The organism is Agrobacterium sp. 16-2014-1-2a, from assembly GCF_053522705.1.
In genome coordinates, this window is record NZ_JBNWBX010000001.1 from 22,878 (window position 1) to 36,228 (window position 13,351).

General features: G+C 59.8%; 10 protein-coding genes. 3 read left to right on the plus strand and 7 right to left on the minus strand.

What is annotated here, in order from left to right:
• Window positions 1-19 precede the first annotated feature (19 nt).
• The 5 genes from ACQZ45_RS00130 to ACQZ45_RS00150 form a co-directional block, all read right to left on the minus strand.
• Complete coding sequence (locus ACQZ45_RS00130; RefSeq protein WP_003515990.1) at window positions 20-439, minus strand: NUDIX domain-containing protein; 420 nt, start codon at window positions 437-439, stop codon at window positions 20-22.
• A gap of 32 nt (window positions 440-471) precedes the next feature.
• Window positions 472-1,986 carry a DEAD/DEAH box helicase gene (locus ACQZ45_RS00135; RefSeq protein ID WP_111802482.1) on the minus strand — a complete coding sequence of 505 codons (1,515 nt, stop codon included), beginning with the start codon at window positions 1,984-1,986 and terminating at the stop codon, window positions 472-474.
• A 219-nt stretch (window positions 1,987-2,205) separates the two neighbouring features.
• Complete coding sequence (locus ACQZ45_RS00140) at window positions 2,206-3,522, minus strand: peptidoglycan DD-metalloendopeptidase family protein (protein ID WP_038491369.1); 1,317 nt, start codon at window positions 3,520-3,522, stop codon at window positions 2,206-2,208.
• Between the two features lie 89 nt (window positions 3,523-3,611).
• Entirely contained in the window at window positions 3,612-4,442 is an 831-nt protein-coding gene (locus ACQZ45_RS00145) for a DUF455 family protein (RefSeq protein WP_113291074.1), read from the minus strand.
• 14 nt (window positions 4,443-4,456) lie between these two features.
• On the minus strand, window positions 4,457-4,924 hold the full coding sequence (locus ACQZ45_RS00150; RefSeq protein WP_025593886.1) for a peroxiredoxin: 468 nt from the start codon (window positions 4,922-4,924) through the stop codon (window positions 4,457-4,459).
• Between the two features lie 118 nt (window positions 4,925-5,042).
• Here ACQZ45_RS00150 and ACQZ45_RS00155 point away from each other — a divergent pair, with 118 nt between their 5' ends.
• Window positions 5,043-8,426, plus strand: coding sequence for a YhdP family protein (locus tag ACQZ45_RS00155; protein ID WP_113291075.1), 3,384 nt, complete (start codon window positions 5,043-5,045; stop codon window positions 8,424-8,426).
• Between the two features lie 45 nt (window positions 8,427-8,471).
• On the opposite strand, the gene tyrS is transcribed toward ACQZ45_RS00155, so the two are convergent.
• Window positions 8,472-9,725, minus strand: coding sequence for a tyrosine--tRNA ligase (gene tyrS / locus ACQZ45_RS00160; RefSeq protein WP_003515978.1), 1,254 nt, complete (start codon window positions 9,723-9,725; stop codon window positions 8,472-8,474).
• A 151-nt stretch (window positions 9,726-9,876) separates the two neighbouring features.
• Between tyrS and ACQZ45_RS00165 the strand changes: the two genes are divergently transcribed.
• Window positions 9,877-10,998 (plus strand): anhydro-N-acetylmuramic acid kinase, encoded by a 1,122-nt coding sequence (locus ACQZ45_RS00165; RefSeq protein WP_112154609.1) that lies wholly within the window; start codon window positions 9,877-9,879, stop codon window positions 10,996-10,998.
• A 114-nt stretch (window positions 10,999-11,112) separates the two neighbouring features.
• Here ACQZ45_RS00165 and ACQZ45_RS00170 read toward each other — a convergent pair whose 3' ends face one another.
• Window positions 11,113-11,790 (minus strand): alpha/beta hydrolase, encoded by a 678-nt coding sequence (locus ACQZ45_RS00170; protein WP_448742106.1) that lies wholly within the window; start codon window positions 11,788-11,790, stop codon window positions 11,113-11,115.
• A gap of 211 nt (window positions 11,791-12,001) precedes the next feature.
• Between ACQZ45_RS00170 and ACQZ45_RS00175 the strand changes: the two genes are divergently transcribed.
• Window positions 12,002-13,171, plus strand: a complete 1,170-nt coding sequence (locus ACQZ45_RS00175; protein ID WP_113291124.1) for a cysteine desulfurase family protein — start codon at window positions 12,002-12,004, stop codon at window positions 13,169-13,171.
• The last annotated feature ends 180 nt before the right edge of the window (window positions 13,172-13,351 follow it).

Genomic DNA, 13,351 nt, shown 5'->3' on the forward strand with positions numbered 1-13,351 from the left:
CTTCCGTCCGCTAGCGACTCTATTTCGTCAGAGCAGCCAGCGCGTCTTTTGCAAAGGCAGAGATGGGTTCGGGAAGGTTATCGGGGTCGAACCAGCCGATATCGGAAAGCTTGTCCGGTTCTGTCAGTACCGGCTCACCCTGCGTGTCGCGGGTGACGAAGATCAGCGAGACCCAATGGTGCCGGTCTGCGACATTGATATATTCGCTATGACAGAGAAATTCGACCTTGCCGATTGTCAGCCCGGTCTCTTCTTCAGCTTCTCGCCGTGCTGCGGCGAGGGATGATTCAAGGTGATCGACTTTGCCGCCCGGAATATTCCAGTATCCGGCTTCCGGCGCTTTCAAGCGCCGGCATAAAAGCAGGCGGCCATCACGCAATATGGCAAGCCCAACGCCGACGCCTGGAAAATCTTGTCCTGGCTTGATCGTCGGCGTCATGCGTATTGTTTCCTGCGTCAGGCCGTCGGGGCTCAGCCCTTGGCGTTGGCCACGATCAGCATGAATGCGGGAATGTCATCGCCGAAACCAACAGGCGTCGGGCCATCGTCATGGTCACGGTAATGGCGGCGACGGTCACGGTTGTCGTCATTGGCGTGCAGCGGGTTCAGGTTGCGGCTGTTGCGCTCGGAATTGCGCGGGGTCTTTTCCGGTCTGCGTTCTGCCTTCACCTTGTCTTCTCCGTGAGCGGCGATGTCCTTATCCACAGTGGTGGATTGTGCACCCTGATTGATGTTTTCGACCGGCGATGCAGGTGCATCGCGACGGTTTCTGTCGCGGCCTCTGCCGCCACGTTCCTTGGTGCCCCGGCGGCCGGTATTGCTTTCAAAGCTTTCCATGGGCGCGGGGAGGGAGGACAGGTCACCGTTCAGCCATTCGACCTTCTCGGTGATCAGCTTTTCGATCGCGTCGAGATATTTCGCATCGCTCTTGGTGACGAGGGTGAAGGCCTTGCCCGAACGGCCAGCACGACCGGTACGGCCAATGCGGTGGACATAGTCTTCGGCATGAATGGGAACGTCGAAGTTGAAGACGTGGCTGACATCGGGAATATCAAGACCGCGGGCTGCAACGTCGGAAGCGACCAGCAGCGTCAGCTGACCGTCCCGGAAGTTCTGCAGCATGGTCGTGCGCGAACGCTGGTCCATGTCGCCATGCAGCGCGCCAACGGAAAAGCCGTGACGATCCAGCGAACGGAAGAGGTCGGCAACGTCCTTTTTGCGATTGCAGAAAATGATCGCGTTCTTGAGTTCGGCTTCTTCGGCACGGACGAGATCGCGCAGGACAGCGCGCTTCTCATAGTCCTTGTTGTGCGAAGCGACGATGCGCTGGGTAACGGTCTTCGCCGTGGAGGAGGGCTTGGCAACCTCGATACGGGTCGGGTTCTGCAGGAACCTGTCGGCAAGCTTCTGGATTTCCGGCGGCATGGTGGCCGAGAAGAACAGGGTTTGCCGGGTAAAGGGAATCATCTTGGCGATGCGTTCGATATCGGGAATGAAGCCCATATCCAGCATGCGATCGGCTTCATCGATCACGAGGATTTCAACGCCGGTCATCAGGAGCTTGCCGCGCTCGCAATGGTCGAGAAGGCGGCCGGGCGTGCAGATGAGAACATCGGCGCCGCGCTCAAGCTTGCGGTCCTGATCTTCAAAAGAAACGCCACCAATCAGAAGGGCGACGTTCAGCTTGTGATTCTTGCCGTATTTCTCGAAGTTTTCGGCTACCTGAGCCGCCAGTTCGCGGGTCGGCTCGAGGATCAGCGTGCGCGGCATTCTGGCGCGTGCGCGGCCTTTTTCCAGCAGTGTGAGCATCGGCAGAACGAAGGATGCGGTTTTCCCCGTGCCGGTCTGTGCGATACCGCAGATATCACGCTTTTCGAGAGCGGGCGGAATTGCGCCAGCCTGAATGGGTGTCGGCGTCGTGTAGCCGGCATCTGCAATAGCGGAAAGAACTTTTTGGCTCAGGCCAAGATCAGAGAATGTTGTCAAAGGAAGAACTTTTTCCGTTCTGGTTCGGTAAGAATACCTGCGTGCCGCTGCGACACTTGCAAAGACTTGGCGCGGGGATATGCCCAAATTGCCAGAAAGTCAAGGAAACAACCGGAAATGCGCGCGAAACGGCGAGACGTTGGCGAGGCTTTTGAGCCTTGGACGCGGTTTCTGGCGATTTATCGCAAAAAGGGCGAAAAAAGCGTTAAAATAGGACTGCTATTTGAGATAGGTTTTAAGTTCGGCCCCGGCGACCAGAAACCGCATCGGATCAACAGGCGTGTCGTTGCGGCGGACCTCGTAATGTACGTGCGGACCGGTGGAGCGGCCGGTGCTGCCAGCACGGCCAACGATGTCGCCGGCCTCCACCTTGTCGCCGGCTTTGACCAGAATGGTGGAGAGATGGCCGAATCGCGTCGATACGCCCTGGCCGTGATCGATCTCGACCATATTGCCGTAACCGCCGGAATTTTCCGCAACCGTCACCTTTCCAGCGCCCGTCGCCTTGACGTCGGCGCCCGTTTCGGCGCGAAAATCGATGCCGGTATGTAAGGCAGGCCGTCCAAGGAACGGGTCGAGCCGGTTTCCGAATCGGCTGGTGATCGCCCTGCCGGGGGCCGGATTGCCAAAGGGCAGGGCGGTTGCGGTTTCCTTCACGATATCCAGCCGGTTGAGCGCATTGTCTAGATTGGTCAGAGACATATTGAAGGGATCGGTTTCATTCCCCTGCGGATCCGCATAGGGGCCGCCGACGCCGTCCGTGCCACTTTCGTCGATTTTCAGACCCGCCTGCCGGATGATATCCTGCATCGCGCTCGCCTTGTCCTCGGCGTCGCTGGTCAGTCTGGCGATCCGTGATATCTGCTGGCGTTCGATATCCTTCAGCGACAGCGTGACCTTGGAAAACACGCGGTCGGCGCGGTCGGAAGGCGTTTCGCCGTTTTCGGGCACATAGGACGCCCGCTTGTCGGTTCCGGCTGGCTTTTCCGGCTGCGATGGGCGGGGCGCCATCAGATTTTCTATGGCGGAGAGACCACCTGTCAGATCGGCGCGTTTTTCCGGCGCCATCGCGTTCGAGAGCGAGGAGGGCGCGGTTGGAATGGGGGCCGTGGCCGTGGAGGCGGCGATGCCGGAATTTTCCGCGCGCTCCAGCAATTCGCTCATGCGCCCGTGTCTGGACGTGAGTGCCGCCTGCTGTTGCAGCAGCTTTTCCACTTTCTTTTCAACCACCTGCTGGTCGAGCAATTGTCTTGAGGTAACGCGGTCCACCTGCGCCCTCAGCGCGGCGATACGGTCTTCGTAATCGTGCTGCATGCGGGTCTGGCGCGCCATGGTCGCGCCGATCAGGTCGTCACGCAGGATGAGATAGCCGGTGGCGCCCAGATAACCGAGCGAGAAAAGGCCGATCGTGCAGCCGGCAAGCGCCGTCATCCACGGCCGGATCGTCATGTGCCGGACCTTGTCACCGCTTGCCAGCACCAGAACGTGCTGCTGCCGCTTTTTGCCGAATACCCGGTTTTCCGCTGTATCAGTCAAAATCTCTCTCCGGACTGGCCGATTTCTCACAGGAAATCATACTTCGTTAAGGTTAACGAAGTTTTGCACCATGCGCCGGGCTGCGGGTGTCAGCTGCTGTTGCTGACAGCGGTGAGGGAGCGGTAAAAGGATGGGGTCAACCCGGCTTCGGCGCGGGCGAGGTCGTTGAAGGGCGGTTTCAGCGGTCCGCGGAAATTGGCACGTACCAGTTGCCTGAAGGTTGCTGCCGGGTCCTTCTTTTCACGGGCGCACAGGAAGCGAAACCATTTGGCGCCGATGGCGACATGGCCCTTTTCGTCATTGTAGATGACATCGAGAACGGCGGCGCTTTCAAGGTCTCCGGTTTCGCGCATCTTCGCCTGCAGGGAGGGCGTCACGTCCAGTCCACGCGCCTCAAGGATGAGCGGCACGACTGCGAGCCGCGCGGTGAGGTCGTTGCGGGTTGAATGCGCCGCCTGCCAGAGCCCGTCATGGGCGGGCAGATCGCCGTAATCCGCGCCGAGGTTTCGCAGCCTTTCCCGCACCAGCCGGAAATGTTTCGCCTCCTCGAAGGCAACCTGCATCCAGCCGTTGAAAAAGGAATGCGGCACCGGCTCGCTGGCATAACGGGCGACGATGTCGAGCGCGAGGTCAACGGCGTTCAGCTCGATATGGGCGATGGCGTGCAGCAGCGCTATGCGACCCTTGACGCTGTGGAGGGAGCGGCGCTCCACGGCGGTCGGCGGAACGAGTTCCGGTTTATCCGGCCTGCCCGGACGTTCGGGCAGGGGTGGATCTAGGGGGGAGCGCAGCGACAGGCGGCGCGCGAACCATCGTGTCGCCGTTTCCTGCGCCAGTGCGGTTTTTCTGTCGAGATCGGCGCAGGCAATCGCCTCGGTGGCGCCGCCGCGCAGCGAGATGATCCTGAAGGTGGGCGTCACGACAGGGGCGTCTCTCAGAGCTTCCGTGCGGCGTCGAGAACGGCCTGTGCGTGGCCCGGAACCTTCACCTTGTTCCAGATTTCCGCGACCGTACCGTCAGGTGCTACGAGGACGGTGGTGCGTTCGACACCCATGTATTTTTTGCCATACATGCTTTTTTCCTTCCAGACGCCGTAGGCCTCGAGCGCCTTCCGTTCCTCGTCGGCGGCCAGCATCACCGAAAGCTTGTGTTTTGCAGCAAACTTGTCGTGGCTTTTGACGCTATCAGGGGAGATGCCGATGACGACAGTATTGGCGGCCTCGAATTCCGCGCCAAGGGCACTGAAATCTATCGCTTCGGCGGTGCAGCCGGATGTGTCGTCCTTCGGGTAGAAATAGAGAACGACCGCCTTGCCTCGCAGGCCGGACAATGTCACCGTTCCTTCACCGTTGCGGGGCAAAGTAAAATCCGGTGCAGGGCTGCCAATCGTCAGTTCTGTCATAATCATCTTTCTTTCGCCGGGATGTTGAGTGAAAGTCGCCACATTCGATATATAGCGAAACCGGGCGTCGTCCAGTGTTGAGGCGAAACAAAAGCTATTCAGGGGCAAACACGGGCGTATGGCTGAAGTAAGGGGTGAAAAGGTCAAGTTCAGCAAGCGCGATATCGTTGCGCTGCATGATCTTCCTTCGGCGCAGGCCGAAGATCCTCTCATCGTGCATTGCCCGGCGCCGCGCTCCATGGCGCGTGCTCTCATCAAGATTTTCGCTGCTCTTTTCGTACTGGCCTTCTTGTCCATCGGCGGCATCATTGTCTCCGTCGAAACCGGATCGATCGACAATGCCCTTTCCAGCCAGGCGCAGCAGGCGCTCGAACGGGCGCTCGGACCCCACTACAGCGCGCGAATCGGTTCTTCGGCCATCAGGTTCTCGACCGGGCTGCGGCTTGCGCTGGTGGCCGAGGATGTGGATATCGTCGAGAAGGAATCCGGCCAGCATTTGAGCCGCGCAAGGGCTATCGGCATGGCGCTCGATCCGCTCGCGCTTTTGACCGGACGCGTCTCCGTGCAAAGTCTCGAGGCCGACGGGATGGAACTCGATACGGCCCTACTGCCGAAGGGTAACGGTTTCGACCTCGCCAGCATCCGGCTGGACGCGGTGCCGCAGCAGTTGCAGGCGGCGTTTTCCCAGCTGGACAAATTGGCGCAGGCGTTTTTAAGCAGCGGAACCGAGGAAATCGATATTTCCAGCGTCTCGATCCACTTGCCGCCGAGCGAAGCCGGCAAGCCACGCGTCGTTGAAGTGCGTGAACTTTCGTTGACCCCTGACCAGCAGGGCGGATATTCGCTTGAGGGTGAAACGCTGTTTAACGGCGAAATCGCCAGCCTGTCGCTAAAGACATCGGGATCAGGCGGTGTGATCGACGGTTTCGACGCGCGCATCGACGGTTTCGACATCGGTCCTTTTCTGGAAAAATTCGATCCTGAAGGCAATCTTCATGAGGGGCTGAACGTCAAGACCGGTGTCAGCATCCTCGCCCGGCGTTCCATGCCCGGACATGAGCCGCGGCTGGAAATCTCGCTCGGCATGGGCAATGGAATGCTTCTTATCGGCGGCGAGGCTCAGCCCTTCACTGCCGGCACCGTCAACGCGCGCTACGATTTTCAGAAAAACAGTCTTGTCATCGGGAATTCGCGGATCGACCTTGGGCGAACGGCTATTCCGGTCACTGGGGAAATCACGGATACCCAAGAGGGCTTCGGTCTTTCGCTGCGGATCGACAATGCGGTTGCCTCGGCTGAAGCCTCTGGCGAAGACCCCGTTCCTTTCAGCTTGAAGGCGGATGGGCAATTCAATGTCGCGACCAGGCAGCTTGAGGTACCCTCGCTATACGTTACCGGCCCGCTTGGAGACATGGCAGGCTCGCTGAAAATCCGCTTCGGCCAGGGCTCGCCTGAAATCAGTTTCGCCGGACAGATTCCCAAGATGGAGGCCACGGCGGTCAAGCAGCTCTGGCCGTTCTGGATGGCGCACAAGCCGCGCGAGTGGGTGGTCTCCAATCTTTATGGCGGCACGGTCACGAACGGCTCGATTGCGATCTTCATTCCTCAGGGACGGATGTGCGGTCCCGGTTGCCCGCTGGTGCTGGGCGAGAGCGAAATGCAGATCCGCTTCGATATCGACGGTACGCGTCTCAATACCACCGGCGACATTCCGCCGCTGCGCGACGTTGATGCGCATTTCAATCTCGTCGGCAGCCGGATGAATGTCGATCTCAAGAACGCGACATCCTATTTCGCCTCCAATCGGTCGCTTGCGCTGGAGGACAGCCGGTTCTCCATGTCCGACGTCTATGCAAAGCCCCTGCTTGGGAATCTCGAGTTGAATGTTTCGGGCTCGGCCGATGCCGTGGCGGAGCTTGCGACGCTGAAGCCTATCAATGCGCTCAAGGATACGCAGTTCAAGCCGGATGACTTCACCGGCGACGTGACGGCGAATGCAAAGCTGACCGTCGGCATGCTTTCCAGCCAAAATCCACCGCCGCCGGTGTGGACTGCCGATCTCGATCTGAAGAACCTGTCGCTGACAAAGCCGTTTGCTGGCCGCAAGGTGACCGCGCTTGACGGTTTCATGTCCATCAACGACCGGCAGCTCAAGCTTGAAGGCAAGGGCCGGGTGGACGATGTGCCGATGTCTATCGAGATGACGGAGCCGGTGCGCAAGAATAGCGACGTTGCTCCAACGCTGTCGCTGAAAGCAACCCTGAACGAGACGCAGGTCGCCAAGCTTGCACCGGAGCTTTCCACGGTTCTTGGCGGCACGACCGTCGTGGAAATCGATGGCGCGGATACGAAAAGTCAGGAGATACAGCTCGATCTGGCGAAGGCGTCTATCATTCTGCCGGGGCTTGGATGGAGCAAGGGCGTCGGTATTCCGGCAAAAGCGACCTTTACCCTGGAAACCAGCGATGGCCGCACGACGATCAGTGATTTCTCCCTAACCGGGGACGGCTTCGGCGCGGCCGGAGATGTCACCTTCACCAAGAACGGGCTGATTTCCGCCGATCTCAGCCGCGTGCAATTGTCACCTTCCGACAATTACGCCGTCGCCGTCACTGCCTCCAAAAACGGATACAGCATCAACGCTTCGGGAAAATCTGCCGATCTCCGGCCTTTCCTCTCAAAGCTTCGCAGTTCCTCAGGGGCAGGTGACGGCACATCGCGTTCGCAGCCGTCCCTTGCCATCAAGGCGCAACTCGACAAGGTCTACGGCTTCAATGACGAGATCCTTTCCAATGTCAGTGCCGATGTCAGTGTGCGTGACGGCAAGGTCCGTTCGGTCGATTTTCGCGGCGTCACCGGCAGAGGTCAGGCGGTTGTGGCTCAGACGACCAATCGCGGCGCGACGGGAACCGTGACGCTCACCAGCAGCGATGCCGGTTCTCTTGCCCGTTTCACCAATATCTACACCCGCATTCGCGGTGGTCTTCTCAATCTCGCACTTTCGACCGTCAACGGCAGCGACTGGAGCGGCTCGCTCGATCTGCGCAATTTCGCCGTCGTCAACGAAGCGAAGCTTCAGGATATCGTCGCCACGCCGACGGGCGATGACGGCCGGAGCCTCAACACGGCGGTCCGCCGTAACATCGATGTCAGCTCGGAGAAATTCCAGCGCGGTTTTGCCCGGCTCGTTTACGTCAACGGCTCGGTTGCGGTGGAAAACGGCGTGGTGCGCGGCGAGCAGATCGGTGCGACGTTCCAGGGCCTGCTGAAAGACCAGAACGGCCGTATGGACATGACCGGCACCTTCATGCCCGCCTATGGCCTGAATCGGCTGTTCGGCGAGCTGCCCTTTATCGGCATCTTCCTCGGAAACGGCCGAGACCGCGGTCTGCTCGGCATCACCTTCAAGCTTTCCGGCCAGACGGACCAGCCGAAGCTGACTATAAACCCGCTGTCGCTAATTGCGCCGGGCGTCTTCAGGCAGATTTTCGAGTTTCAATAAAAAGGGCCGCTTCCGCGGCCCTTCATCTGATGATTTGCGCGGGTGTTACGCCGGGCGAACGAGAACGTGCTTCTTCTTGCCAACCGAAAGCTTGATGATGCCATCGCCGGTGATCTCGGCGGAACCGATCATCTGGCGATCGTCGGATACGCCCTTGTCGTTGATCTTTACCGCGCCGCCCTGAACGTGACGGCGGGCTTCGCCATTCGAGCCGGCAAGGCCAGCGCGGACGATGAGCGACAGGACGCCGACGCCGGCATCGAGTTCGGATGCCGGAACCTCGATGGAGGGCAGGTTTTCAGCAAGCGCGCCTTCCTCGAAAGTCTTGCGCGCCGTTTCGGCGGCTTCTTCGGCAGCAGCGCGGCCATGCAGGATAGCCGTCACTTCGGTTGCGAGGATTTTCTTCGCCTCGTTGATTTCAGATCCGCCAAGGGCGGCGATGCGTGCGATCTCATCCATCGGCAGCGTGGTGAAGAGCTTCGCGAAGCGAACCACGTCCGCGTCTTCCGTGTTGCGCCAGTATTGCCAGAAATCATAGACCGGCAGCAGGTCCTTGTTGAGCCAGACGGCACCGGACGCGGACTTGCCCATCTTCGCACCCGAAGACGTGGTCAAAAGCGGGGAGGTCAGCGCATAGAGCTGCGGTGTCCCCATGCGGTGACCGAGGTCGATGCCGTTGATGATGTTGCCCCACTGGTCAGAGCCGCCCATCTGCAGGCGGCAGCCGGTACGCTGGTTCAGCTCCACGAAATCGTAGGCCTGGAGGATCATGTAATTGAATTCGAGGAAGGACAGCGACTGCTCGCGGTCGAGGCGCGTCTTCACGCTGTCGAAGGACAGCATGCGGTTGACCGAGAAGTGGCGGCCGACGTCGCGCAGGAATTCGAGGTAGTTGAGCCCACGCAGCCAGTCGGCATTGTTGATCATCAGCGCCGGATTTTCCGCGCGATCGTAATCGAGGTAGTTGGCGAAGACGTGCTTGAGCGAGGTGATGTTGTCCTCGATCATGTCGATCGTCATCAGCTTGCGGGCCTCCTCCTTGAAGGAGGGATCGCCAACCATGCCGGTGCCGCCGCCCATCAGCGAAATCGGCTGGTGACCGGTCTTCTGCATCCAGTGCAGCATCATGATCTGGGTGAGGTGGCCGACATGCAGGCTGGAGGCCGTCGGGTCATAGCCGATATAGGCGGTCACGGTTTCCTTGGCGAACAGTTCGTCGAGACCCGACTCGTCGGAGATCTGGTGAATGAAGCCGCGCTCATCGAGCGTGCGGAGGAAATCGGACTTGAACCTGGACATAACCTTTTTCTTTCTGGTTGGACCTTTGCCGTCATTGTCTGTCAATGAACGCGGGGGGGCTTTACCATTGTTTTTTGAAAAGTGCACCCGTTTCGGCCATGAATAACGGCGATTCATCTCCGCATGATTCGATATTGAAAGGGAGCAGCGCGTGGGCGAGGTCAAAACGGCAATCGGGCTGATGAGCGGGACGTCGATGGACGGCATCGATATCGGCCTGTTGCGCACGGATGGCGAAAACGTGGTCCGGCATGGGCCGAGCGGTTATTTCCCCTATGATCCGGGCCTGCGCGCCACGTGGCAGAAGGCGCTGGTTACGGCCAAAGCCATTCGCGAACGGCGCGAGCGTCCGGGTGACCTCGCGGATGCGGAACGCAAGCTGACGCTTGCCCATGCGGCGGCAGTCAAATCCTTCCTCCACCGCCATCGGCTTGAAGCCAGCGATATAGACGTGATCGGTTTTCATGGCCAGACGGTGCTGCATCGGCCGGATGAGGCGTTGACCGTGCAGATCGGCGACGGCGCGCTTCTGGCCGAGGAAACCGGTATCGATGTGGTGTACGACATGCGTGCCAACGACATGGTGCATGGCGGGCAGGGCGCACCGCTCATTCCTGCGTACCACATGGCGCTCTCCGCCAATCTGCCTGATGGCTTCGAAACGCCCGCCGTCTTCGTCAATATCGGCGGCATATCCAATCTCACCTATATCGGCGAGGGAGGGCGGCTTGCGGCTTTCGATAGCGGTCCCGGCAATATGCTGATCGACCAGTGGATCGAGGCGCATACGGGCAAAGCCTTCGACAAGGGCGGCAGGACGGCGGCGGGCGGCAGCGTCGTTGCCTCGCTCGTCACGCGCTACATGGAAAGCCCGTTCTTCTCGGCCAATATCCGCCGCTCGCTTGACCGCAGCGATTTCGTGCCGCCGCAAAAGGGCGAGGTTTCGCTGGCGGACGGCGCACGCACGCTGTCGCATCTGACGGGTGCCGCGATCCTCAAATCGGCGAGCTATCTGCCGGAAGCGGCTAAGACCTATGTGATCTGCGGCGGCGGGCGGCTCAATCCTGTTATCATGGAAGAGTTTGCGAGCCTTGCTGCCAAGCAGGGTGCGCGGGTAATCGCGGCGGAAGAGGCGGGGTTCGACGGCGGGGCGATGGAGGCTGAGGCCTGGGCCTATCTGGCGGTGCGATCGCTGAAGGGGCTGCCGCTAACCTATCCGGGGACGACCGGTGTGAATGAGCCGGTTACGGGTGGGGTTTTGGTCAGGGCGTAATAGACGATGGCGGGCTTGGCTCACCCCCTCTGCCCTGCAGGTCAGAGGGGGTGAGCCAAGCCCGCCGTCGATCATTGTAGGTAGATCAACACTGACCTGAGCTGCGCTCCTAAATCACCGAATGCGCTTCGCTGCCGGTTCCGGAATCAGTTCGCCATTCAGGCGGCGGTCGAGGTAGTCCTCACATTCGCTCATCAGCTCATCAACCTTGCCGTTGAAGAAGTGGTTGGCGCCGGGAAGGGTGCGGTGGGTGATGAGAATGCCCTTCTGGGTCTTCAGCTTTTCGACCAGACCGTTGACGTCCTTCTCAGGCGCGACCTTGTCGGCGTCGCCATTGATGATGAGGCCGGAAGACGGGCAGGGGGCGAGGAAAGAGAAGTCGTAGGTGTTGGGCTGCGGCGCAATCGACATGAAACCTTCGATTTCCGGGCGACGCATCAGAAGCTGCATGCCGATCCAGGCGCCGAAGGAATAACCGGCGACCCAGCAGCTTTTCGAATCGGGATGCAGGCTCTGCACCCAGTCGAGAGCGGACGCGGCATCGGAAAGCTCGCCGGCGCCATGGTCAAACTCGCCCTGGCTGCGGCCGATGGAGCGGAAGTTGAACCGGAGCGTCGTGAAACCGCGCTTCTGGAAAAGATAGAAGAGCTGATAAACGATCTGGTTGTTCATCGTCCCGCCGAACTGCGGGTGCGGATGAAGGATGATCGCTATCGGCGCGCTCTTTTCCTTGGAGGGTTGATAACGGCCTTCGAGGCGACCCGCAGGGCCGTTAAAAATGACTTCGGGCATTGGTACTCCGGTCGTGTTTTTTCATTCTCCAACCGCATTCTTCCGACGAGAAGACTTGACGAACTGTGTCATCTTTTCTAGAACGCAGTTTAGAATAATTCGAAACTTTGCGTGTGCTTAAGCACTCGGACCGTGTCATAAGGCAAGCGCAACTGTAATTTCAAGAAAAATGCGTTTTGGCGCATGGAAGATTGAGCGAAGCTTTTCCGCGATGACGGTTTTGACGCGCACATATATGGACTGGAACGCCACGGCGCCGCTTTTGCCTGCCGTGCGGGATGTTCTTGTCCGCGCTCTCGATATCACGGGTAATCCGTCCTCCGTACACCGGGAAGGGCGCGCAGCCCGTGCGGCCGTCGAGGCCGCGCGTCGTGACGTTGCTGTGGTCTGCGGCGCCCAGGCGTCGCATGTGACCTTTACGAGCGGTGCGACCGAAGCGGCCAATCTGGTGCTTTCGCCTGAATTCAAGATGGGGCGCGCTCCCGTACGCTATGGTCGTCTTTACGTTTCGGCGATCGAACACCCCGCTTTTCGTGAAGGAGGCCGGTTCGGCAAGGCTGACGTTACGGAAATTCCCGTTACGTCAGCGGGTGTCATCGATCTTGCGGCCCTTGAGGCGCTGCTGTCAGCGCACGACAAGTCCACTGGCCTGCCGATGGTCGCCTGCATGCTGGTCAATAATGAGACCGGCATTCTTCAGCCGGTGGCTGAAGCGGCGCGGCTTGCACATGCAGCTGGGGGATTGATGGTCGTCGATGCCGTGCAGGCTGCCGGCCGCGTTCCGCTCGATATCAATGCATTGGAGGCCGATTTCCTTGTGATCTCGTCCCATAAGCTTGGTGGTCCGAAGGGTGCGGGGGCGCTGGTGTCCCGCGGCGAGGTGATGATGCCGAAGCCGTTGATCCATGGTGGCGGCCAGGAAAAGGGACATCGTTCCGGTACTGAAAATACCCTGTCGGTCATCGGTTTCGGTGCCGCCGCCGCTATTGCTGCGCAAAACCTCGAGACCGAAGCGACGCGTCTTGCAGCGCTGCGCGCAAGGCTGGAAGACGGCATGCGGGCAGTCGCGCCTGACGTGATCATCTACGGTGAGGATGTCGGCCGTGTCGGCAATACCACGTTTTTCACCTTGCCCGGTTTGAAGGCGGAAACGGGCCAGATTGCATTCGATATCGAAGGCATTGCGCTCTCGGCCGGTTCGGCCTGCTCTTCCGGCAAGGTGGGTGAAAGCCATGTGCTGACGGCGATGGGACGCGATCCCAAGCTTGGCGCACTCAGGATTTCGCTTGGTCATGCGACTGATGAGGCGGATATCGAGCGCGCGCTCGCAGCCTTTACGAAAATTGCCGGGCGGCGCAGGCTGACCGGTCAGGCCGCTTAAAATGCGGCAAAGAATTGCGGAATAGCAATTTTCCGCTTGCCGGGATGTGTGAAAAGCGCCATCCCGCACTTACATGGGTATAAGCTCCGCCCCGTTTATACGGGCCCGGATTATTTGCCCGAAGATGGATGAAGGCGGCTATCCGCCTTGATACGTTGACAAGCCACCGGACCTTGGCTC